The sequence below is a fragment of the Bacillus sp. FSL K6-1006 genome, from assembly GCF_038593175.1.
GTDB classification, from domain to species: Bacteria; Bacillota; Bacilli; order Bacillales; family Bacillaceae; genus Bacillus; species Bacillus safensis.
Window position 1 is genome coordinate 763,080 of the sequence record NZ_CP151970.1, and the last position, 24,206, is coordinate 787,285.

The following is a 24,206-nucleotide window of genomic DNA, read 5'->3' on the forward strand; positions in this document are numbered from 1 at the left end:
GAAAAGTCATAACCAGTGAAGAGCCTTTGGAAGCCTGTCCGAGCAATAAAAGGAGAGAAAATGAAAATATTCGCCCATCGAAAAACTTTTTATGAAAATCGACCTATTATTGACAGAAAATTCAGTAATTTTCCATTGCTATATCAATAAAACAGGTAAAAAGACACAAGTCTAAAGAATTAATTTGATTTCTACAATGGTCATTTAGAGAGTATTTCCATTGTTTCTTAATGTTTATGCAGGTTAAGCAAAAAAAATGAGCCATGGAATGGAACAAAGTGATGGATAAAAATTCCTCTCATACAATATATCAATATATTTTTGTGTTTCACGAAAATAATGGTTTTCATGTGTTTTTTAAGGGTTTTATTTATTTTAATAAGTGAACAAATTATCTAAATATACTTAAGTGAACATATTGAGACTATAAACTTCTGAATTGGGGTCGATATAGACAGTGACAGGAAATCTTCCATTGAAAGGATTGATAGTATATGACTGTACGAGCAGAGAACCTCGTTCAGAACTGGTTTCCGAGTGAGGACGGAAATGCAGGAGAGCGTAAAGAACTCATCAAGTTGATGGAGCAGATCATTTCAGGGGTCGATGACCTGAAAGATCCCAACCGTGCACACCTTAAAGGTGAAAAGAATCGTGGGGAGGACTTTTACAAAAAGCTCACTGAAACAAGTCAAATTCCGATGAACGGCCAGCAAGCGGAACTTGTGAATGAAGAATTACTGAAGCTTTTACATAACCATCCATACCACACCAAGTATTTCTTCACGAACATTTTGCCAATGGCAAGTACACCAGGAATTTTAGGCATGCTGACAGCTATGCTGGTAAACGGAAACAACCTATGGGATGTTTATGGACCAGCAGGTGCGGAAGCTGAGGTCAGAGTGGTCTCAATGATGTCTAAGCTCATCGGATATGATCCAAATGTGAGCGGGGGATACACAACATGGGGAGGTCAAGGAGCGATTTTTTCAGGACTTCGTTTAGCGATCGCAAAAGCTGCGCCGGAGTCACTGCGAAAAGGAGTTCCGCAAAATCTTTATGCGTTTTGTTCTGATGCTGCACATTACAGCCTATTTAAGTCAATGGAAGCAACAGGACTTGGCACAAACAACTTAATCAGAATTAAGACGAATAAAGATCATTCAATGGATATGGAAGATTTGCGTTGTCAAATGGAACGTGTTGCACAGGGTGGCGGGATTCCCGTTTATATTGTTGCAACAACTGGAACAACAGATGCCATTGCAATTGATGATGTAAAAGGGGTACGTGAAACAGCAGAAGCCATTGCTGAGGAGTATGGTCTAAAGGTGCCGCATATTCATGCAGATTCGGCGCTGGGTGGATTCTTTGCTTTCTTTAATGAGTATGATGTATCGGAAAACCCGCTGCAATTCTCAGACGGTGTTCTTCGTATGCTAAAAGAAATCAAAGCGAAATTCCAGCATCTGTCTCTTGCAGACTCGATGTGCTTTGATTTTCAAAAGCTTGGCCAAACACCTTACACATCCAGTTTATTCCTAGTGAAAAACGCTGGTGACTTAAAGCGTTTGGACCTGGAAGAACAGGAGACACCATATGTTGGCCATAGAGGCTACGGGGAATACCATACGGGTTATACACTGGAATGCTCAAGAATGGGAAGCTCGATCAGTATGCTGAGTGTGCTGTTAACGTTTGGGATTGAAGGCTATCAGCGCTTGCTCGGTCAATTCTTAGAAGTGAACCTTGCCTTCAGAGAAGCACTTAGTCGGGAAATTCCGCAAGCAGAAGTCGTGAATGAGGACAACGTCGGAATGGCTACATTATTTAGAATTTACCTAGACGGCTCACCGCGTTTTCAAGAAGAGATTTCTGGCGAAGCGACTTCAATCGAAATTGAGCGGAACAATGAATTGAACAAAATGCTGTTTGAAAAGCTTGGAGAGAAAAGAGATGAGATGTTCTTTGGCGATACAACGAAGTTTTTACTTGTCAACTCGAAAGAAGGCCAAGAATTCTATCTAAGTGTTAGTAAGTTTTTTGTCATCTCACCTTATACGTTACCAGAGCATATCCCTCATATCGTATCTTATTTAAAAGATGTGATTGCATCTGTTTGTGGACAATTTGAAAATGTACATGCTTAAATCAAATCTGAGAGTGGAGATGTAGGAAAAAATGGCGAAACAAAGGAAATTTGGAGGATACACGATATCCTCTAAAATCATGTCAGTCGTTACCGTAACATTACTCGCAACCGTTGCATTATTCGTTCTAACCTTTTATCTAGTGAGCCAGGATTTATCATCCCAGTTATTAAAGCAATTTGATTATCGATTAACAACAGATATTGATACTGCCAAAAAAGAAATCGATAACATCGATGGAAACGTGCTCAGCATTAGCGGGAAGGATGACCCCATTTATGCCGAGATTAAAACGAAATTCACAGAGCTTCAAAAAGATCATACGCTTGAGAACTTATACGTGTTATCTAATAAAGGCGGTAAAGAAAGAATTATCGTATTAACTGGAGAAGACAATGATTTTGACCAGGATTATGCATTCTCAGATGAGATGAAACAAGCTCTTTCTGAAGATAAAATGGTCAAAAGTGATATTTACAAAGATTCATTTGGTACACATAAATCAGTCTTTTTGCCAATCAAGGATTCAGGCGGTGAGCTGACAGGGATTTTAGGCATTGATTTAGATGCGTCTGTCGTGCCTCAAACAACGCAGAAGCTGACGATCTATATCACAGTGGCATCTGCCATTGTGCTCATCGGTGGATTACTCTTCTCATACTTTATGGGAAGAAGAATTGCGAAACCAGCACGTTCATTGATGGAATCAGCGAACCGAATTGCTGACGGTGATTTAACTGGTGTGGTAGAGGTTGAAAGTAAAGACGAGATCGGCCAGCTTGCCGCATCCTTCCAAAAGATGCAGGGGCGGATCAAAGAGCTCATTTCGAAAATCTCACACTCATCTAGTGAAGTGTCGAAAATGTCTTCACAGCTTCGTACGGTGACGAACGAATCGAGTCAAAGTGCGCAGCAAGTATCAGAAGCCATGACGAATATGAGTGAAGGAATCAATGATTCTGTCGCAAATATTACGGATTGTACGACATCCGTTGCTGAGATCGATACGCAAATCGAAGGTGTCACAAAAGAAGTTGATGAAATGAAATCTGTTTCATCTAACGTACAAGAGCAGTCAGAATCTGGTCAAAAATTAGTGAACCATGTGCTTGATCATCTGAATATGCTACATGACAAGATGACCAACTCAAAGCAGGCAGCAGAAGAATTACAATCTCATTCAACGGAGATTGAAAGTGTCATCTCGATTATTACAGACATTTCAGCACAAACGAATCTGCTTGCACTGAATGCTTCCATTGAAGCGGCACGTGTTGGAGAAGAAGGAAAAGGCTTTGCTGTTGTGGCAGATGAGGTGCGCAAGTTAGCTGAGCAATCAGCGGATGCGGCTAAAACCGTTTCAGACCTTGTCATCGGTACACAGGAAAACAGTCAGCGCGTTCTTGAAAGCGTAGAGGAAAGCAGTAAAGCAGTGGAAGAAGGACGTGAGCAAATGGAAGGCACGTCACAAAACTTCGCTTTGATTTACGACGGTGTGTCCCAGTTTTCAAGAAGAACGAACAATTTGCTTGCTTCTATTAAGCAAGTTGAGAAAGCATATCAAACGATTTCTACATCGATTGAGCAAATTTCTGTTGTATCGGAAGAACATGCAGCCAGCTCTCAAGAAGTAGCGGCAGCAACAGAACAGCAAAGTGCTGGTATGCAGCAAATTTCAAGTGCGATTGAACAGCTCTCTGATATGTCGGATGACTTAGCACAAATGGTCTCAACCTTCAAAGTCGACAATAAATAACGAGAAAGGGCTAAAATATTTTAGCCCTTTTTCTCTTTTCAGCGAAGAAGGGACGAGCACCTGAGCGCAGGATAGACACCGAATGCGAGGGGTTGTCTAGATGCTGAAGCTGGCTCTTGTGAGAGAGCCAGCTTTTTTGCTATGCTTAATCAAATACTTGCGGCGAAAGGAGAAACGCTATGGATTTTGCGCAGAGATTATCAGAAGAACGGATCAAAAAAGCGATGGATAACGGGGCTTTTGAAGGATTATCTGGCTTTGGGAAGCCTCTGCCAAAAGATGATGCTGCTCATGTACCAGAAGAACTTAGAATGGGCTACCGCATCATGAAAAATGCCGGATTTGCTGGGGAAGAAACAGCGCTGAAAAAAGAACTCATGACTGTCAAAGAGCTGCTTCGCTCCAGTATAGACGGAGAGGAGAGAAAAAAGCTGTCTCTCATATGTGAAGAAAAACAAAAACGTCTGGATGAACTTACATCTAAGCGCCAAACTTTTGCCCGTCCAGCTTCCTCCTTTTATAAAAATAAGGTCTACGAGAAATTAACGGAGCATAAAAAAAGATGATGACACGCTGCCTCTCCCTGAGCACATTGAGGGGGCTTTTTTTTATGTAAGCGCTACATTTTGTTGTTGACTACATGTATATATAAATATAAAATAAGAATCAAACATGTATATACAAGTTTTTTGGTTCTTTTTTCTTATATAAAAAAACGATCTCGGAGGGGATAGTATGGCTGATTATCAGGCAGCAGCAGATCAGATTGTGAAAGCCATCGGCGGCAAAGAAAATATTGATCAAGCGACACATTGTGTGACAAGGCTGCGCTTTGTGCTGAAAGATGAAGGTAAGGTGGATGAGAAAGCACTTGAACAAATTGAAGAAGTGAAGGGATCTTTCTCAGCGAACGGTCAATACCAAGTGGTGATCGGTCAAGGGGTCGTCAATCGAGTATATGCCGAAATGGTGAAACAGACGGGGATTGGGGAAGCCACAAAAGAGGACGTGAAGCGTGCCTCTGATCAGAAATTGAATCCATTGCAGCGTGCTGTGAAAACGCTTGCGGATATCTTTATACCGATTCTTCCTGCCATCGTCACAGCCGGTTTATTAATGGGAATTAATAATATTTTAACAGCTCCTGATATTTTCTTTGATCAAAAATCGATTGTGGATGTGTATCCGGCATGGGCTGATTTAGCGAATATGATCAACTTAATTGCAGGCACTGCCTTCACCTTCCTGCCAGCATTAATTGGCTGGTCAGCTGTGAAGCGGTTTGGGGGGAATCCGCTTTTAGGAATGGTCCTTGGGCTAATGCTCGTACATCCAGACTTGTTAAACGCATGGGGCTATGGAGCGGCTGAGAAGACCGGTGACATTCCTGTTTGGAACTTGTTTGGACTTGAAGTGCAGAAGGTAGGCTATCAAGGACAGGTTCTTCCGATACTCGTTGCCTCTTATTTACTTGCAAAGCTCGAATTATTTATTACAAAACGGACACCTGAAAGTATTCAGCTTTTAGTTGTTGCACCGATTACGTTATTAGTCATTGGATTTTTATCATTTATCGTCATTGGACCTGTTACCTTTGCAATCGGTAATGTTTTAACATCTGGACTTGTAGCTGTATTCCAGCAATTCGCAGCACTTGGCGGTCTATTATATGGCGGACTGTATGCAGCATTAGTCATTACAGGAATGCACCATACGTTCCTCGCTGTGGATATTCAATTGATTAACTCAAAGCTGCACGGCACGTTCCTATGGCCAATGCTTGCACTGTCCAATATCGCACAAGGATCAGCTGCACTGGCAATGATGTTTGTCTTAAAAGATGAAAAGCAAAAAGGACTTTCGCTGACATCAAGTATTTCTGCTTATTTAGGAATTACCGAACCGGCGATGTTTGGGGTCAACCTGCGTTATCGATTCCCATTTATTTTTGCACTGATCAGCTCAGGATTAGCCGGTATGTTTATCGCCTCTCAAGGGGTGCTGGCAAGCTCAGTTGGTGTTGGAGGCATTCCAGGAATTTTCTCCATTATCCCGAAATATTGGGGGGCATTTGCAATTGGAATGGTGATTGTACTCATCCTCCCATTCATCGGTACTCTTTTATATGCAAAACTAAAAAAGAAGAAGGATTTTTCAGAAGAACTTAACTAGTGGTGGTGAAGGAAATTGAATCAGCAATCAAATGAACCGTGGTGGAAAAAAGCGGTGGTCTATCAAATTTATCCGAAGAGCTTTTTAGATACAACGGGCTCTGGTACAGGGGATATCAATGGCGTGACGAAAAAGCTTGATTACATCAAAGAGCTTGGGGCGGATTGTATTTGGCTCACGCCAATGTATGAGTCCCCGCAGCATGACAACGGCTATGATATTAGTAATTATACAAAAATCCATGACATGTACGGCACAATGACAGATTTTGAACGCATGCTGAAGGAAGCGCATGAGAGAGGAATACGGGTCATCATGGATCTAGCCGTTAACCATACATCCATTTTCCATGAGTGGTTTCAAGCCTCGCGTGAGTCAAAGGATAACCCTTACCGAGATTATTATATTTGGAAGGAGCCAAAAGCGGACGGATCTCCTCCGAACGATTGGCAGTCGAAATTTGGCGGCCCAGCCTGGGAACTAGACGAAATAACAGGAGATTATTATCTCCATTTATATGATGTCACTCAGGCGGATCTCAATTGGGAGAAGGATGAGGTGCGCAGGAAAGTATATGACATCATGCACTTTTGGTTTGAAAAAGGAATTGATGGGTTCAGGCTGGATGTCATCAACAACATCTCAAAGGATCAGCGCTTCTTAGATGATGCCGGACAATCTGTGCAAGGCGACGGCCGCATGTACTATACGGACGGGCCGAGAATTCATGAATTTCTGCATGAAATGAACCAGGAGGTTTTTTCGAAATACGATAGCATGACAGTTGGAGAAATGTCTTCAACGAATATCGCAGACTGCATTCGGTATACAAGACCTGATCGGCAGGAGCTGGATATGACGTTTAACTTCCATCATTTAAAGGTGGATTATCCAAACGGTGAAAAGTGGGCGATCGCACCATTTGATTTTCAAGAATTAAAGTCGATTCTGTCTGAATGGCAGACGAAAATGCATGAGGGCGGCGGCTGGAATGCGCTGTTCTGGTGCAATCATGATCAGCCGCGTATCGTCTCAAGGTATGGCGATGATGACACGTATCATCAGCAATCAGCGAAGATGCTGGCGACCACGATTCATCTGATGCAGGGGACTCCTTATATTTATCAAGGTGAGGAAATTGGCATGAAGAATCCTCGCTTTGAGGACATTTCGTCTTACCGTGATATCGAATCACTCAATATGTACGAAGTCATGCTTGAAAAGGGAAAATCAAAGGAAGAAGCACTCGCCATTTTACAGGTCAAGTCAAGAGATAATGCGAGAACTCCAATGCAGTGGACCTCAGAGAAGAATGCAGGCTTCTCAACAGGAACGCCTTGGATTGAGCCAGCCGATAACGACATTTCGGTCGAAGCTGCGTTAAAAGACCGGACGTCCATTTTCTATCATTACCAAGCCCTTTGCAGACTGCGTAAAGAACTTGATGTGATCACATCTGGCAGCTTCTCCTTACTTTTAGCAGAAGATCCAAAGATTTTTGCTTATGTTAGAGAAAGCAAGAATGAGAAGCTCCTCGTGATCAACCACTTTTATGCAGGGGAGGCGGACTTTACGCTTCCTGATGAGCTTGTGCAGGCTGTAGATGAGATGGAGGGGCAAGTCCTGTTATCCAATTATGAGGATGTGCCGGCACATATCAAGGGATTTACGTTGCGCCCATATGAGTCAATCGTTTATCATTTAACCAAACGCTAGAAAATGGGGCGGAGGGAAAATGAAAGAGAATAAGTTTCGAGTGATTTATGATCAGCTCGCAAGACGAATTGAGCAAGGTGAATGGCAGGATAAAGGCATCCTTCCATCAGAGCATGAACTTTCTATCATGTACGACACGTCCCGGGAGACGGTGAGAAAGGCATTAAATATTCTTGTGCAAAATGGCTATATTCAAAAAATCCGCGGGAAAGGCTCTGTACTGCTGAATCGGGAGAAAATGCAGTTTCCTGTATCAGGTCTTGTCAGCTTTAAAGAGCTTTCCCAAACGCTTGGCCGAAAGACGGTCACAACAGTTCATGAATTTGGTTTAATCAAACCGGATCAGTATATTCAGTCTCAGCTGAAAATTGATGAACAGACAGACGTCTGGAAAGTCATTCGATCTCGCAATATTAGCGGGGAAGAGGTGATTTTAGACAAGGACTACTTTTTGCAAAAGCATGTCGAAGTATTGTCTAAAGACATATGCGAAGGATCAATCTACGAGTATATTGAGGGAGAACTCGGTGTATCGATCAGCTATGCTCAAAAAGAATTTGTGGTAGAGCCATGTACAGAAGAGGACGCCAAGTACCTTGATTTGAAGGGATTTGACCATGTCGTTGTGGTAAAGAATTATGTGTTCTTAGAGGATACGAGTCTATTTCAATACACAGAAAGCCGTCACCGATTAGACCGCTTCAGATTCGTCGATTTTGCTAGAAGAGAAAAAATGGACAGAGCCTAGGCTCTGTCCTTTTCAGGTTTTGGAGAAGCGGGGATATACACAACGACAAAATCTTGATTTACAGGAGGAAAAATGATTAGACTGAATCGACCACTAAAATTACGGGATTTAGAAATTTTTAGCGTGATGAAAGATCATCGAATATTATGTTACGTCATCATTGAAGATACGCGAAAACCGTTTACGGCAGAAGATCGAAAACTAGATCCATTATGTTATATGGATGAAGAAGATATACAAGCGTATTTGAATGTTTTTCATATTTCCATTATCAATGATGAAAAATTAAGTGAAGAAAATTTAACTCTTGTTCAATCGTATTTTGCTGAATTTGTAAATAATACGAATGTAACGAATTTTATTACGAGAGATTATGTTCAAGAGGATTTATATGCCGTCGATGATGAAGATGACATCACATTCTTCAATAGAATGCTGCGTCATATAGGATCAGATGAGGTGAAACAATTTGATAAACGCAATTGGATTTATTTATCCCAAGATTGAGATGAGAAAAGACAGAGCATAGGCTCTGTCCTTTTCTTTTAGGATGATACATTTTTTCTTGTACGCTTGCGCTGGTAGTAATATAGGATACCGCCTGAGGCAAGCATGAGTACGCCAATCAATACAGCTGTATACATCATTGTTGCTGTATTCGGGAGTGTGCCGCCTGGGAGTCCGGTTCCATCTTGGTTTGGATCTGTACCTGTACCTCCGCCTGGCGCTGATGTACCGCCGTCTCCGCCAGTTTGATCTGGCGTTGTTCCAGCTGCCCCGCTTTGGTTGAGTACGGTATATTCGCTGAAGTGTTCAGTTTGACCTGATACGACACCATTTTCGAACGATCCGTTACTTGTTTTTGCATAACGGTTTTTCTTGCGGTCTACATAATATACACCAGGTTTCTTCGCCTTTTGAGGCTCATCTAATGTAAAGGATAGTGTGACAGGATCTTTAAAGGTAGAAACCTTTTTCTGATCTTGTTTGATTTGGAAATCATACGTATCCGTTAATGCATTTTTCACCTTATCCGTCTTTGTCATCCATATATCTGCGCTTTTCTCGGACAAGTTAGAGAGCGGTAATGCGAGTCCCACTTTGTCATGATAGATGGTGACGTTTGGATCTTGCTCTCTTTTCTTCAGCTCGGCTACCTGCGCTTTTGATAGAGACAATTGAACGTTTTTCGCTTCGCTCGCTTTGTCTAAATAGAGCAATGCTTTGTTTGTATGCTGCACATACGTTTGGAATTTCTCATCATCTTGAATGTCATAGGTGCCTTTTCCTTTCGCACGCGGAAGGAACACTTCTTTCACCCTGTGATCGATGACAGGAGAAATATGCCCGCCGTCTGCTTGTTCAATTTGCTCTTTGAAGATTTCATAGTCAACATAGCCTAAGTCTTCGCCGTGAGAGGCTTCTGTAAAGACACTGTAGCCATCTCCGCCTGTGCCGACAAATGCGTTTGTCGCCACGCGGTATGTTTTCTTATCATCAATGTCTGTTAGTTTGCCGTTTTCGTCTTTCAGTTTGACATCAATGAGTCTGCTGCCAGCTGGTTTACTCAGTGTAAACGTATATTCAATGCCGGCTACATGAGGGAATGCGCCGCCGCCTTCCTCAATGCCTGAAAGCCCTTGTTCGAGTGCTTTCTTAATTTGGCTGCCTTTTAAATCTGCGACATAGAGTGTGTTTCCGAATGGCATGACCGTTAAAATATCACCTAAAGTGATATCTCCTTTTTCAATGCTGCCTCGAATTCCGCCGCCGTTTGTGATGGCAAGATCAGCACCAGCAGATTCTTGTGCTTTTTTCAGCATGCCGTCAGCAATAAAGTTTCCAAGGTTCGTTTCCTTCGCACGGACATGCTCGCGTTGTCCATCTAAGAGGACATCAGCAGACCCGACTTTTTCCGTTTTTAAATCTTGAATATCTGCCTTGTACTGATCGAGGATCGCTTTTGCATCAGCATCTTCTTTGACAGAGTCATCGATGGTGATGAGATCAAAAGAAGATTCCTTTGGCTGTACGACTCCTTTTTGATTAAAGGCCACGTCTACTTTTCCTAAAAATTGTCCGTAGTCTTTTACCTGTGCGACAATCGTTGGTTCTTTCTTATTGACAACCTTTAATTTTTCAACAAGGGTGTGCGTGTGACCGCCAATGATTAAATCAATACCATCTACTTTTTGAGCAAGCTCAAGGTCACGGTTATAGCCAATGTGTGTTAAAGCAATGATTTTGTTGATTTTTTCTTCTGTTTGAATCGTGTTAACTGTTTCTTTTGCTTTCTTATATGCATCCTTGAATTGAATGTTGGGACCGCTGCTGGATGTAATGGCCGTGTCTTCAGTGGTTAAGCCGAATACAGCCACCTTTTCACCGTTTACATCAAGCAGGATGTATGGGTATATCCCAGCTTCTTTTTTCTCACCAGCTTTAAATGTCGCTGGCTTTTTCACTAAGCCGCTCAATTGTTTTTCCTTAGAGACATCAACGTTTGATGACACAATCGGGAATGCAGGCTTTTCAAATTGATGACGGTTTTTCGCATCTACATCTGAAGCATCACCCGTCAGGAATTGACGAAGAACAGAAGGGCCTTTGTCAAATTCATGATTACCAAATGTCATGGCATCATATTTCATTAAGTTCATTAGTTTTAGGTCGGCAAGTCCTTGCCATTTTGTGAAATATAGGTCACCAGAGAAGACGTCTCCAGCATCTAATAAAATGTTGTTTTTGCTTTCGGCTCGAACTTCTTTAATCTTTGTTGCACGTCTTGCCGCATCATCAAGGTGGGCATGTGTATCGTTTGTATGCATCACCGTTAAATTCCAGTTGTCTGATGCAGGCGGTTCTGTTGTGCCATCCTCTTTAAAGGCTAGCTTGTACACGCCAAGACCATCTGTGCTGGCGTTACGAACAAAGTCTACGCTGCTTGATTTTTCAGCAAACGGCTTAGCCATAAGAGAAGATTCGAATGTGACTGTTGCGCCTTTGATTGGTGCAATGGACCAGTTTTGATCCGCACTTGGGTTGATGGTTTTTTGTTCGATAATATAATCCATCAGTACTTGGCGGTTCTCATCAGCTGAGGCAAGCACCACTTTATCTTGCGTCAGATGCGGGAAGCCTCCGCCGCCAGAAGCTCGATAGTTGTTCGTTACGACTAAAAATTCTTGATTGTCAGAGACTGGTTTCCCGTTGTAGTACAGGTTTTTGATGCGGTTTGCATTCGCATTAACAAGAGTGCCTGTTGTGCTGTACTTAGCAGGCTGCGTCACATCGACTTGATAGGTGATACCATCGATCACATCAAAGTTATACGAGCGGTATTCTTCGTTTAAAATAGGCTGTTCATTTGAATCGTTTGGTTTGATTTGATTAAACTGTCCGGCAGACATCTCGAGCCAGTCTTTGACTTCACTGCCTCTCAGTTTGACAATCTGCACGGTGTTATCGTAAAGGTAGAGATCGCCGATATTTTTAATCGCTAAATCACCTTTTGCGATATTCGTATAATAATTCACACCGTTTCGACCGCCGGCTTTAAACGGGGCGCCTGCAGATAAAATCGGTAAGTTTTTGTACGCGGTATCCTTCATTTTTTCTTGTGCATACCATTTTTGTGCATCTGTCACAATTTGAATAGAAGGGTCATCCATCACTTGAGCAAAAAAGCTGTTAATGTCTGCTTCTGTTTTACCGACAGGTTTTCTCACATAATCAAGTGTGTTTTGATGAGTTGTTTGAATGGCATCTTTCACAGTGCTGTTTTGAGAAGTGACTCCTGCAACAGATTCAATCTTTCCTGTTCCGTCTGTGACCTTCCATTTGCTGCCGTCAGGCTCTAATGTTAAATCAATGACTCCGAGGTAGCTTCCCCAGTTTTTTGACATGACGACTGGAATGCCGTTGATCGTTCCTTTTGAGACATCGAATTTGTCGACGCCGCTATATTCAGCGCTTGGGAATGTGCCGTGCTGGTGGCCGGACACGATCGCATCGATGCCTTTTGTTTTCGTGGCAAGATCAAAGATCATATTTTCTGACCCTTTAGGCGAAGCGGTTTTTTCAATTCCTGTATGGGCAAGAGCGATGATGATATCTGCCCCTTTTTCCTTCATTTCAGGAATGGTTTCATTGGCAGATTCGACGATATCCTGCACTTGAACTTGTCCATCTAAATGTTTCTTATCCCACGTCATAATTTGCGGTGGAACGAATCCTATGTAACCGACTTTTACAGTTTGTGAAGCTCCGTTTGCATCTTTAAAGGTTTTATCTTGGATCACATAAGGCGTAAAACGGTGTTCTCCATTTAACTTTTTGACGTTCGCATTGACAATCGGGAAGTTAGCGCCGGCAATGGTACCATCAAGAAATGATAATCCGTAGTTAAATTCATGATTGCCAAGTGTTCCTGCATCGTACTTTAGTTTGTTGAGTGTATGAATAATGGGGTGAACCTTTGTTTGATTAATGATGCGGTCTTTCTCATTTTTGTAAACGTATTCTCCAAGAGGGGTTCCTTGAATCAGGTCTCCGTTATCAACAAGGAGTGTATTAGGATTTTGTGAACGGTGCTTTTCTATCAGCTCGGCTGTTTTTGCCAAACCAAATTCATTTGTTTCTTTGTCGCTGTAATAATCGTAATTCATCATGTTGGCATGTACATCCGTTGTGGCTAAGATGCTGACTTTTACGGCATCGCCGTTTTCTATTGCTGCATGAGTAGGTACTGCTGGGAGAATGAGACTAATCATCATAATGGAAGTGAGCAGAATAGACAGGTTTTTCCTTCGTTTAGACCTATGTGCTTGCTTCTTCACCTGATCTCCGCCTTTCTAATTTTTTTGACCACAATACCTATTGTAGAAATGTTTCGTTAACTTTTGTAGTTATTTTTTGCAGATTATTGTAAAGATAACATAAATCATACGAATTACCTTGTTGAGGGAATATAAATAAGTCTAAATGCTTATTTTCATCATAAGGGGTTTTCTGATCGGGATAGGATGTTTGATTTCAATGTACCCGGGTATAGTGTGTAATGTAACGATAATCAAGCAGGAGGGTTTCTACATGGGTAAGAAAATTGCAGTTGTATTAACAGATTACTTTGAGGATGTTGAATTCACCGAGCCTGCAAAAGCCTTTAAAGATGCAGGCCATGAGGTCACAGTGATTGAAAACGAAAAAGGAAAAACAGTGAAAGGGAAGCAAGGAGAAGCAGAAGTGAGAGTGGACGCGTCCATTGATAACGTGAAGCCTGAAGACTTCGATGCACTTCTGATTCCTGGCGGGTTCTCACCAGACATTCTGCGTGCAGATGATCGCTATGTCCAATTTACAAGAGCATTTATGGACGAGAAAAAACCAGTATTTGCGATCTGTCACGGACCGCAATTGCTCATTACAGCGAAGTCGCTGGAAGGCAGAGGCGCGACTGGCTATACATCCATTCAAGTAGATATGGAAAACGCAGGCGCAAAATTCAAAGATGAAGAAGTTGTCGTTTGTCAGGATCAGCTTGTGACAAGCCGTACACCTGATGACATTCCAGCATTTAACCGTGAATCATTAAAACTGCTCGCAAAATAAGCAGTTTTGACAGGATAAACAAAGCCAGCACCTTGCGGGGTGCTGGCTTTTTCTGCGCATGGATGGAAGAAAACGGCGTAAACCGCAATCCAGTTTCCTTTGCACGATTATTTTCTTAAGTTTTTTAGCTCGCTTGCGATGGCTTGCATTTCACTTGGGCTGAATGAAGATTTTTTCATCACCATTTGGTGTAGAAATTCAATATCTTCGTACTTGTCTGGACTGAAGTCCTCGGCTTTGATGACTCCAATGTTCAGCATATTTAACTTTTGCGAAATGTCTTCAATCAGCTGATTGACTTCAGCCGCTTTTTGCTCTGACAAGGGCGGCACGTCCTTTCCTGCATATGTGTTGAATAATATGTCTATTTTAACAGAAATGCAAAAGAATAAAAGGGCTATTAAGACGACACCGAGATGTTTTTCTCCTTTTTCTCCTGCTTGATCTTATCAATGATTCGTTTAGATTCAAACACGACAACCCCAGATAAACCGATGAGGCCGATTAAGTTAGGAACAGCCATCAGTCCGTTTAGCATATCAGCCACGCCCCAGACGAAATCATTCTTAAACACGGCACCGAAAAAGACAGCAATAACAAACACAACACGATAATACATCACATATGAATCTTTCGCCAAATATGTAAAGCATTTTTCGCCATAATAGGACCAGCCAATAATGGTGGAATAGGCGAATAAAAGTAAGCCGATTGCAACAATGATTGAGCCGATTGGACCAAGGAAATGAGCAAAGGATAACGAGGTGAGTGCATCACTTTTTTCTGTGACGTACATATCGGCCATGACAATTGTGATCCCTGTAATGGAACAAACAATCATCGTATCAATAAAGACTTGCGTCATTGACACAAGCGCTTGACGAGCAGGCATATCTGTTTTGGCAGCAGCTGCAGCGATTGGTGCAGAACCAAGACCCGCTTCATTGGAAAATACTCCTCTCGCCACACCCCAGCGGATTACGGTACCGATTGCACCGCCTGCAACGGCTTGACCTGTAAATGCATCCGTAAAAATGAGCCCGACGGCACTTGGGACAAGATCCGCATTCATGACAAGAATGATCAGTCCGCAAATGACGTAGAATAAAGCCATGACCGGTACAAAAATAGCCGTCACACGGCCAATGCTTTTAATCCCGCCTAAAATCACGAGGGCAGTAAAGGCCGTAATAATAATGCCGGTGATCCATGTTGGAATTTGAAAGGTTGAATTCATGACACCAGAAATCGAATTTGACTGCACGAGATTCCCAATCCCAAAGGCAGCCGTAGCGCCAAAAATAGCAAACAGCACCCCTAGCCATTTTTGCTTCAAGCCATGCTCCAAATAGTACATCGGCCCGCCGGACATTTCCCCTTTTTCATTTTTGACACGGTATTTCACTGCGAGAACAGCTTCAGCATATTTTGTCGCCATTCCAAAGAACGCTGCAAACCACATCCAAAACACAGCGCCTGGTCCGCCGGCAATGACAGCAGAGGCGACCCCTACAATATTTCCCGTTCCAACCGTTGCAGCAAGGGCTGTCATTAATGCTTGGAAGTGAGAAATATCACCTTCTGATGTCTTATCTTGCTTTGAAAATGCCAGCTTAAGCGAATAGGGGAGCAGCCTAATTTGAATGAAGAGCACGCGAAAGGTAAGGTAAATCCCTGTCCCCACGATCAAAAACAAAAGCGGCGGTCCCCATAATACATCATTGATACTGCTGACAATCTGTTCTACCCATCCCATATGTATCCCCCTTTATTTGTTTATTTCTCCTAAAGTGTCACCTTTTTTTGTATAATGTGTCAATGCCGATGGGAGTTTTTCTTGCAAAGTTTTCAAAAGAAAAAGGGCTTGATATGATAGAGAAAAGGTTTCCGAAAGCAGTTCTTAGGGAAAAGATAGGAGGAGAATGAAGAATGATTCATGTATTATTCGTATGTCTTGGCAATATTTGCAGATCACCGATGGCAGAGGCCATGTTTAGAAAACGAGTAGAAGATGAGGGGCTAAGCGAGCACTTTGTCATTGATTCAGCAGGCATTGGCGGCTGGCATCAAGGCAGCCCTCCGCATGAAGGAACACGAAAGCTGCTTGATGAAAAAGGGATCAGCTATGAAGGAATGTCCGCAAGACAAATCATAGATGAGGACATCACAGCATACGACTATATCATTGCGATGGATGCTGAAAATGTTGGGGCACTTCGCAGTATAGCCGGCTATGGGAAACATCACTTTATTGGCCGTCTTCTTGACTTTGTTGAAGACGAGATCGAGATGATGTGCCAGACCCTTATTACACTGGAAACTTTGAGGAAGTACATGATTTAATTGAAAAAGGAATTGATCGTTTTTTGACGTATGTAAAAAAAGAGAAACACCTTTAACTGAAAGGAGATCAGACGAGATGGAAGAAAAAAATCAAATCATGCTTCGAGGAGCTGTGATAGGAGCAGCTTGCGGCGCACTGCTGACATTATTTCATCGGCCAACGAGAATCGCGCTCAAAGACAAATGGGATGACTGTCAGGAAAAGCTGGCGGAATACCGTCAGGAGCCAGCCAGAATTTCTGCTTGCATGAAAGAAAAAATGGAAGAAACGAAGCAGCTGATGCGAACAGTCTCAGATGATTTGTCATTTTTAAATGAACAAGTCAATCAGTTAAAGGAAACAACCCCAAAAGTATTAGAGATTATTGAAGAAACAAAGGATCACTTTCGATCGAAATAGAAAGATTGGTCATTGGAGATGAGGCGTATGGGTTTTATTAAAGCGTTAATTGAACGCTTTTTGCTGCATGAAGGACCGGCAAAATCTGCTGAGCTTGCTTACTTCTTTTTGCTTTCATTATTTCCGTTTCTCATCTTCGTGCTGACGCTCGTTGGATATTTGCCGCTGACGTCGAAGGATGTCCTAAGCGTCATCTCTGGTTATGCGCCAGAAGGAGCGCTTTCGATGATTGAATCCATTGCCGAAGAGACACTGAACAGCCGTAACGGCGGATTGCTGTCATTCGGGATTATTGCCGCCCTTTGGTCTGCATCTAACGGGATTAATGCCGTCGTCAGAGCATTTAACCATGCTTACGAAGTTGAGGAAAATCGTTCCTTCATTCTCGTACGTTTGACATCCATCATCTTAACGATAGCGATGGTTCTTACGATTATTTTTGCCTTAATGCTGCCTGTCTTTGGAAAAGAACTTGGCTTATTTCTCGCTGAATTAGTCGGGCAGTCAGATGCCTTTCTCACCATTTGGACGGCCATGAGGTGGATCATTAGCCCGCTGATTTTATTGATTGTGTTTACAGCCTTGTACTATTTCGCCCCAAACATTAGATTGAAATTGAAATTTGTTCTGCCAGGCGCTATTTTTGCCTCGATTGGATGGATTTTGGTGAGCATGCTGTTCTCATTTTACGTAGGCGAGTTTGCTAATTACAGTGCGATGTACGGAAGTATTGGGGGAATCATTATTTTAATGATCTGGTTTTATTTAACCGGCATCATGATCATTCTTGGCGGCGAGCTCAATGCGCTTTTACATAAGCGTAAAATCGTACCAGGCAAGGTGTGAAGAAATCCGGGCATCCTAAAGAAGAACGAACATGTTCAATCTTGATGGATGGGGGAATCACATATGTCCAAACAATCGAAAAAAGGCGGAAGCAACACGAAACAAAACAAAGGCCATCAGCCAAAGCACAAAACAAGCGGCAGTGCAAACGGGCAAAATGGTTATCATTAAATGAAAAAAACTCCTCTGCGGTGCAGGGGAGTTTTTTATTTCGACAATCGTATATATCGCTTAAGAATAAAAGCTGTATCAGGTTTTGACTGGTAATGAGGATCATGCTGAAACCCTGCGTTTATCGCTACACGTTCACTTCTGACATGGCCAATAGGGCAAAAAATTTCAAATCCATCGACTTTAGGAGCAAAGGTTTCTGTCATAGCTTTGACGATGGCTGTCACAATGCCCTGTCCCTGCGCGTCTTCATCAATCCAATAACCGATATTGCCTAATTGTTGATCAAATGTCAGACGGAACACACCGATTAATTGCTCGTTCAGCTGAATGCCAGCTTCCAACCCTTTTTGTTCATCGTAAGTGGTTTGAGTTGATTGAATAAACGTTTTGACCGCTTCTATGCTTTTGCAGTGATGAACCCAAGGCAGCCACTCCCCTAAATGGGCCTTATTCTTTTGAATAAGGCTAAATAGTGAGTCCGCATCATCTAATTGTAGAGATGCCAAAGTCAATTCATTTGTGATGTGATATGTAAACAACGATTGATCCCCCATTTTAGTGACTTTCCAGCACTGCCTGCGTTCTCCCAAATCGAACGCAGCAAAACACAAATAATATCACGATGCTGACAAGGTAAAGCAAATTCATTCCTTCAAACGTTTGCACAAAGAATCCTCCGAGTACCGGCCCGAGAATACTGCCTGCACTAAACGCCATCCCGCACATTAAATTCCCGGCGGGAAGAAGATGCTTTGGCAATAAGTCGGTCATAAAACTGATGCCAAGCGAGAAGGTAGAGCCTACAGCCATTCCAGCGATAAAGAAACAGATGGCCACAGCCAAAACGGATTGAATGAAAATCCCTGCCAAAAGGAAAAAGAATGATCCAGCGAGTGTCACACATAAAATGATGCGGCGCCTGCCAAACCGGTCACTAAGCATCCCAAGAGGAAGCTGAAAGACAATGCTCCCAATGGCAAACGCAGGTAAAATAAACGCAACTGCATCTACTGTCACACCGCTCCTGAGTGCATACACAGGGAAGTTACTATTAAGCGTCGTTTCTAAAAAGCCGTAGCAAAATGGCATCATAAAGGCGACCCAGCCAAATTGAAAGGCCTTTTTAAAGCGCTTCAAACTGTTTGTCTGCTCTGACGTTTGCACTTCGCCTGTATCTGGATATGTATTTTTTAAAACAAACACAAGCAGCCAAATACATAAACTAACGGCACCAGAAACAATAAAAGGCAAAGCTGGATTGATCTCAATGAGCGGCGTTAAAAAAGGGCCGGCGGCAAAACCGAGTCCAAATGATAATCCATACAATGAAATATTTCGTCCGCGATTTCTTGATGATGAAGCATAGGTCACCCACGTCTGTGTAGAGAAATGCAGCATATGGTCACCAATCCCGATCATGAGCCGGAGGAAGAACCAGACGACATAAGATTCAAAAAACACAAAGCTAAACAAGCTTAAAAAGACAGCAGCGCCTCCAATGACGATTAACGGCTTAAATCCAAACCGGCGAAGCGGTGCTTCCATAAAAGGAGACGCAAGCAGCACACCGAGATATAAGCCTGTGGCATGCAGGCCGTTTAACGTAGGAGAAGTACCGGCATGTTCAAAGATAATGGAAATGACAGGAAGTAATGCACCCTGTGAAAAACCAGATACGGATACCAGTAAAATTAAAATCATAAAGTGAATTCTCGACATAAGATGCTCCTTACAAGTTCATGATTTCATCGTACAATGGAACCAGAGGGGTTTCAATAGAAAGGTGGAAAAGGAATGAAGCTGACATACGAAAAGGATCATTGGATCGCACTTATTGAGGACAGGCAGCTGCCTATTTCAGGAACAGAAGAACTGGGGTACCGCCCATCTCAATTGCTCACCTCAGCCATTGCAGGCTGCTTTGGAGAAATGCTCATTCATGTATGCCGTAAAAAGCGAATATCCTATGAAGGGATGAAGATCACATCTGAAACGACAAGGGCAGGAGCTGTAAACAAAATTTCCTGCATTCATTTACATATCTTATTTGAAGACATCAATACATCTGATGAACAAATCGATAAAATGATCACCCTTGCATTGAGGCACTGCTCTATGGTGCAGTCCGTGAAAGAGAGTATTGATATCACTTTCTCACACGCGCGAATCTAAAATGTATACGATGACGGCACTCACGAAAGAATAACAGTCAGACATATGTAAAGGAGAATGGCTGTATGAATCGTTTATTTCTTGTGATTGTCGCAATCGGTGTTCCGCTATCGGTGATTGGCAGTTTTCTTCATTTCCCGCAGGTCATCATGTTTACCGTTTATTGTATCGCCATTATTGGTCTTGCTAGTTTTATGGGAAGAGCCACAGAAAGTCTTGCCATCATTGCGGGACCTAGAATTGGCGGACTTTTAAACGCCACATTCGGAAATGCAGTGGAATTAATCATATCGTTTTTTGCCTTGAAGCAAGGACTGACGGCCATCGTACTTGCTTCATTAACTGGATCAGTCATCGGAAATTTACTGCTTGTGGCGGGGCTGTCTTTTTTTGTTGGCGGATTAAAATATAAGCGCCAAGTGTTCAATGTCCATGATGCAAGGCACAATTCAGGCTTGCTCATGTTTGCCATCATTGTAGCGTTTGTCATTCCAGAAGTGTTTTCGATGGAGATGGCAGAGAATAAGCAGTTTGTTTTAAGCATTGGGATCAGCATTGTGATGATTTTGCTTTATGTCGCGGCGCTCTATTTCAAACTGGTCAGCCACCGCGGAGTCTATGTTGCTAAGCAGGACAGTATGCAAGGTGAAGCGGAGACGGAAGAAGAAACACCTGAATGGTCTGGAAAGTTTGCCACTGTCATTTTGCTGCTTTCGACGATCGCAGTTGCGTACATTTCAGAGCGTCTTGTTCATACTTTTGATACGGTAGGAGAACAGTTTGGCTGGAGTGAGCTGTTTATCGGTGTCATTATTGTGGCCATCGTCGGCAACGCCGCAGAACATGCCTCAGCTGTCATCATGGCGTATAAAAACAAAATGGATGTAGCAGTGGAAATTGCCTTTGGCTCCACACTTCAGGTTGCCATGATGGTCGCGCCAATCCTAGTCATCAGCTCGCTATTTTTTGATAAGCAGATGCCGCTCATTTTCTCCTTGCCTGAGCTCATTGCGATGGCATCCTCTGTGCTGCTCACGGTGATTTTATCAAATGATGGGGATACAAACTGGTTTGAAGGCGCCACATTACTCGCTGCCTATTTTATTATGGCGATTGGATTTTTCCTTTTATAATCTTTTGTGGATAAGGGACGTCTTTGCGGAAAATACTATGGAAAAATGAATGAGAAAGAGTGATGATATGAAAAAGATGCTCCGCATCATGTTTGTTGTTCTCTTATCCTTAAGTTTTCTATACAGCTTTTCAGCGGAGGCGGCAAAGCCATTTAAAGTACCATCCTCTGTCGCCAGTATCTCCAAGGAGAATACGTATCCAAACGCGTCACAGGATCAGCCGCTGCTCCAGCCGAGCGAGCTGACGGCTGAATTGTTCAAAACAACAAGTGTACCGATTGAGAATACTCATTTGATTAAAATGCTGAATGAATCCAGCATTTCAGGGACGCCATTAGCTGTTGGATACCGTGCGACCATTTTCCTCGGGAGATGGGCGCTGAGCTACGATTCAAACGAAACGGTCGCCAACTGGGAATACAAAAAAGTGAATACGAACCACATTGATAACAGAGGCGGCAATAAAACAGCCATTGGAAAATACGTTCAAAAGCAGCAAGTGAAAGTAAGCGGCGGGCTCACAGCAAAAGTGCCGAACCCAGAAGATGTGAAAACATTGATGATGCAAAAAGCGATTCAAAAAACAAAGCTGCCCCTCGCTTTTGACACCGTGATTGGTGCAGGAACAAAACGAGATCAGTCATACCACGTCTCTCCGAAAAAAGCAGCATCGCTTCATGCCTATGCACCAGCGATTAACGAAAAAGGTAAGGTCACATACGGAGAAGTGTACCTTGTGCTAAAAGGAAATAAACGAAAACTCGTCGTAAAAAACGTGACCTCACAAGGAATCGGCGCTTGGATTCCTGTTCAGGATCACTTGACGTTTGGGTTTCAAGGGATGAATTAAAACAGTCATCTCCTCTTATCAAAAGAGGAGATGACTGTTTTTTTCTAAGAGGTTTTCTCTTTTTTTCTTTTTAGTTCATTCTTGTAAAAGTCAAAGGCGTTATATAAATACCAAATGATAAAAAGAAAGAAGATAACTTTAGTCAATATCGGTAAGTTGTTGAAAATAAGACATAGGCCAAAATAAGGGATGATCATAAATCCATAATAAGAAAACCACCATGTTTTAAAGATGAAACTCATCTCCTTGAAAATTGTAGACATTAACATCTTTATACATATATTACATTTTTTTGAGAAAAAAAGCCATAGTAGAAGTTGAATGAACTCAACGACTACTATGGCTTAAATTTTTTATTCCCCTAAATCCACATTATGATAAACCTGCTGCACGTCTTCAAGCTCTTCTAATACATCGATCAGCTTTTCAAATTGTGCTTTCGATTCATCGTCTAATGTCACTTCGTTTTGCGGAAGCATTGTGATTTCAGCGACAGTGAATTCTTCTACGCCGGCTTGTTTGAATGCTTCTTGTACTTGATGGAATTGATCTGGTTCAGCGTACACAATCACCGTTTCATCTTCTTCCATGATGTCACGTACATCAACGTCTGCTTCCATTAATAGCTCAAGCGTTTCTTCTTCGCTTTTCCCTTCGACACCGATGACAGCTGTTTCGTCAAACATGTAGGCAACAGAGCCGCTTACGCCCATGTTTCCACCGTTTTTCCCAAATGCTGCTCGAACATCTGAAGCTGTCCGGTTTACGTTATTGGTGAGGGCGTCAACGATCACCATTGATCCGTTTGGACCAAATCCTTCGTAGCGCAGCTCATCGAAGTTCTCTTCCGCACCGCCTTTGGCTTTTTCAATGGCACGGTCCACAATATGTTTTGGGACACTATATGTTTTTGCACGTTCTAGGACAAAACGAAGTGCTTGGTTTGATTCTGGGTTTGGCTCACCTTGTTTGGCAGCCACATAGATTTCACGCCCGAATTTTGCGTAAATACGACTTGTACTGGCATCCTTTGATGCTTTCTTTTCTTTAATGTTGTTCCACTTACGACCCATCTTATTCACTCTCTTTCACTTAGAAAATACACAGTATGAGGGTCCCCATGCTGCATGAAATCATTCTGCTATCTATTATACATGAATCAGTCAAGAGGATAGAAGTTAGAGGGGCTGAAATGAAGAGAATTGTTAGCGAATGTTCAAGTGTTCCATGTTTCTCACAAGCCCGAGTCAGCCCGGCAACTTGTATATAAAAAAATAACCCCATCATAAATGAGGTTATTTTGCAGGCTGAGGATAAGCGAGATCCTCAAGCAATTTGACATCATGCTGATGAAGTTGTTTGATCATTTCTTTTCGCACAGCGAGGGCGGCGTCGAAGTATTTTTCGTCTTCGACCATTCCCTTTACTGTGATTTCAATCCCGCGATTCAGCTTATTCAGACCCATAATTCCATGAACTTGAAAGGGTTCAATGGCGTTTTGAAATTCGTCTTTTTTAAGAAAATCATGATGCATTTGATTTAAATTGTCACATGCTGTTTCAAGTGCTTGAAAGGCGATATCTGGGTTTTGATTCGCGCTAATTAACACAGATTCCGTAATCCGCATGTAGTGCATGTTATAGTTTTGGATTTGACGGATATCTCCGTTAGAAATGGTTAACAGCTTGCCGCTCCATTCTCTAATTTGCAATGAGCGGAGACCAATCTCTTCAATGGTTCCATTAAAGAGGTTATTCACCGTCACATAATCCCCTTTATGAATCTGGCGTTCATAGATGAGGAAAACGCCTGCTAAAATATCACGAATCAGCGTCTGGGCGCCAAAACCGATGACGATCCCAGCAACACCAGCACCCGCAAGAATTTTCCCAAAGTCATGAAAGAACAGAGAAATGACATAGAGCACAAAGCAAATCGAAGCGGTGTATTGCGTGACCGATTTGACTAAGCTCTCGATCGTTTTCTTCTTCTTGTCCTCTATAAACTCAGTTCGTTTAAAGAAAATTTGAAGGGCTTTGTTAATCATAAAGACAGCAAGCCAAAGAATGAGTCCAACAAGGAGAATTTCAATGTATTTGTTTTTGACCACTGTCAGAAATGTATCGTCCATC

20 protein-coding genes and 1 pseudogene are annotated in these 24,206 nt (G+C 42.4%); 14 read left to right on the top strand and 7 right to left on the bottom strand.

Features of this window, described 5'->3' with window-relative positions:
- Positions 1-494: 494 nt before the first annotated feature.
- The 7 genes from NSS65_RS03790 (at position 495) to NSS65_RS03820 (ending at position 9,052) form a co-directional block, all read left to right on the top strand.
- Positions 495-2,153 (top strand): pyridoxal-dependent decarboxylase, encoded by a 1,659-nt coding sequence (locus NSS65_RS03790; protein WP_041116175.1) that lies wholly within the window; start codon positions 495-497, stop codon positions 2,151-2,153.
- A gap of 31 nt (positions 2,154-2,184) precedes the next feature.
- Positions 2,185-3,909 (top strand): methyl-accepting chemotaxis protein, encoded by a 1,725-nt coding sequence (locus tag NSS65_RS03795; RefSeq protein ID WP_041116177.1) that lies wholly within the window; start codon positions 2,185-2,187, stop codon positions 3,907-3,909.
- A 179-nt stretch (positions 3,910-4,088) separates the two neighbouring features.
- Positions 4,089-4,475, top strand: coding sequence for a DUF1992 domain-containing protein (locus tag NSS65_RS03800; protein ID WP_041116179.1), 387 nt, complete (start codon positions 4,089-4,091; stop codon positions 4,473-4,475).
- A gap of 169 nt (positions 4,476-4,644) precedes the next feature.
- Entirely contained in the window at positions 4,645-6,081 is a 1,437-nt protein-coding gene (gene treP / locus NSS65_RS03805; protein ID WP_046314249.1) for a PTS system trehalose-specific EIIBC component, read from the top strand.
- A 15-nt stretch (positions 6,082-6,096) separates the two neighbouring features.
- Positions 6,097-7,797: an alpha,alpha-phosphotrehalase gene (gene treC, locus NSS65_RS03810; RefSeq protein ID WP_144496701.1), complete on the top strand. Its 1,701-nt coding sequence runs from the start codon at positions 6,097-6,099 to the stop codon at positions 7,795-7,797.
- Positions 7,798-7,816: 19 nt separating this feature from the next.
- The gene (treR, locus tag NSS65_RS03815) at positions 7,817-8,545 is read left to right on the top strand and encodes a trehalose operon repressor (RefSeq protein WP_034283687.1); all 729 of its coding nucleotides are present in this window, start codon (positions 7,817-7,819) and stop codon (positions 8,543-8,545) included.
- A gap of 72 nt (positions 8,546-8,617) precedes the next feature.
- Positions 8,618-9,052, top strand: a complete 435-nt coding sequence (locus NSS65_RS03820; protein ID WP_144496700.1) for a terpene synthase — start codon at positions 8,618-8,620, stop codon at positions 9,050-9,052.
- 38 nt (positions 9,053-9,090) lie between these two features.
- Here NSS65_RS03820 and NSS65_RS03825 read toward each other — a convergent pair whose 3' ends face one another.
- Positions 9,091-13,383: a multifunctional 2',3'-cyclic-nucleotide 2'-phosphodiesterase/3'-nucleotidase/5'-nucleotidase gene (locus NSS65_RS03825; protein WP_144496699.1), complete on the bottom strand. Its 4,293-nt coding sequence runs from the start codon at positions 13,381-13,383 to the stop codon at positions 9,091-9,093.
- 253 nt (positions 13,384-13,636) lie between these two features.
- Here NSS65_RS03825 and NSS65_RS03830 point away from each other — a divergent pair, with 253 nt between their 5' ends.
- On the top strand, positions 13,637-14,155 hold the full coding sequence (locus tag NSS65_RS03830; RefSeq protein WP_070326778.1) for a type 1 glutamine amidotransferase domain-containing protein: 519 nt from the start codon (positions 13,637-13,639) through the stop codon (positions 14,153-14,155).
- A 107-nt stretch (positions 14,156-14,262) separates the two neighbouring features.
- Here NSS65_RS03830 and NSS65_RS03835 read toward each other — a convergent pair whose 3' ends face one another.
- Both NSS65_RS03835 and NSS65_RS03840 read right to left on the bottom strand, forming a co-directional pair.
- Positions 14,263-14,478 carry a DUF1128 domain-containing protein gene (locus NSS65_RS03835; protein WP_003214000.1) on the bottom strand — a complete coding sequence of 72 codons (216 nt, stop codon included), beginning with the start codon at positions 14,476-14,478 and terminating at the stop codon, positions 14,263-14,265.
- Positions 14,479-14,555: 77 nt separating this feature from the next.
- Positions 14,556-15,911, bottom strand: coding sequence for a sodium:alanine symporter family protein (locus NSS65_RS03840; protein ID WP_034283694.1), 1,356 nt, complete (start codon positions 15,909-15,911; stop codon positions 14,556-14,558).
- A 173-nt stretch (positions 15,912-16,084) separates the two neighbouring features.
- On the opposite strand from NSS65_RS03840, the pseudogene NSS65_RS03845 reads away from it, so the two are divergent.
- The 3 genes and pseudogenes from NSS65_RS03845 to NSS65_RS03855 all read left to right on the top strand — a co-directional run bounded on the left by NSS65_RS03845 (position 16,085) and on the right by NSS65_RS03855 (position 17,744).
- Positions 16,085-16,554, top strand: a pseudogene (locus NSS65_RS03845) (low molecular weight protein-tyrosine-phosphatase).
- A 20-nt stretch (positions 16,555-16,574) separates the two neighbouring features.
- Positions 16,575-16,898 (top strand): YtxH domain-containing protein, encoded by a 324-nt coding sequence (locus NSS65_RS03850; protein WP_041106306.1) that lies wholly within the window; start codon positions 16,575-16,577, stop codon positions 16,896-16,898.
- 27 nt (positions 16,899-16,925) lie between these two features.
- A complete protein-coding gene (locus tag NSS65_RS03855) occupies positions 16,926-17,744 on the top strand; it encodes a YhjD/YihY/BrkB family envelope integrity protein (RefSeq protein ID WP_024425272.1) in 819 nt (272 codons plus the stop codon).
- A gap of 206 nt (positions 17,745-17,950) precedes the next feature.
- Here the strand turns inward: NSS65_RS03855 and NSS65_RS03860 are convergent, their stop codons facing one another.
- On the bottom strand, positions 17,951-18,457 hold the full coding sequence (locus NSS65_RS03860) for a GNAT family N-acetyltransferase (RefSeq protein WP_070326777.1): 507 nt from the start codon (positions 18,455-18,457) through the stop codon (positions 17,951-17,953).
- A gap of 16 nt (positions 18,458-18,473) precedes the next feature.
- Positions 18,474-19,637 carry an MFS transporter gene (locus NSS65_RS03865; protein ID WP_046314260.1) on the bottom strand — a complete coding sequence of 388 codons (1,164 nt, stop codon included), beginning with the start codon at positions 19,635-19,637 and terminating at the stop codon, positions 18,474-18,476.
- 75 nt (positions 19,638-19,712) lie between these two features.
- Between NSS65_RS03865 and NSS65_RS03870 the strand changes: the two genes are divergently transcribed.
- The 3 genes from NSS65_RS03870 (at position 19,713) to NSS65_RS03880 (ending at position 22,073) form a co-directional block, all read left to right on the top strand.
- Complete coding sequence (locus tag NSS65_RS03870; RefSeq protein WP_326135416.1) at positions 19,713-20,090, top strand: OsmC family protein; 378 nt, start codon at positions 19,713-19,715, stop codon at positions 20,088-20,090.
- A gap of 65 nt (positions 20,091-20,155) precedes the next feature.
- The gene (gene cax, locus NSS65_RS03875; RefSeq protein WP_034283700.1) at positions 20,156-21,223 is read left to right on the top strand and encodes a calcium/proton exchanger; all 1,068 of its coding nucleotides are present in this window, start codon (positions 20,156-20,158) and stop codon (positions 21,221-21,223) included.
- An 88-nt stretch (positions 21,224-21,311) separates the two neighbouring features.
- Positions 21,312-22,073: a YfkD famly protein gene (locus NSS65_RS03880; protein WP_227001727.1), complete on the top strand. Its 762-nt coding sequence runs from the start codon at positions 21,312-21,314 to the stop codon at positions 22,071-22,073.
- A 353-nt stretch (positions 22,074-22,426) separates the two neighbouring features.
- Here NSS65_RS03880 and NSS65_RS03885 read toward each other — a convergent pair whose 3' ends face one another.
- A complete protein-coding gene (locus tag NSS65_RS03885; RefSeq protein ID WP_024425262.1) occupies positions 22,427-23,146 on the bottom strand; it encodes a YebC/PmpR family DNA-binding transcriptional regulator in 720 nt (239 codons plus the stop codon).
- 222 nt (positions 23,147-23,368) lie between these two features.
- A complete protein-coding gene (locus NSS65_RS03890; RefSeq protein WP_024425846.1) occupies positions 23,369-24,205 on the bottom strand; it encodes a mechanosensitive ion channel domain-containing protein in 837 nt (278 codons plus the stop codon).
- Between the last annotated feature and the right edge of the window lies 1 nt (position 24,206).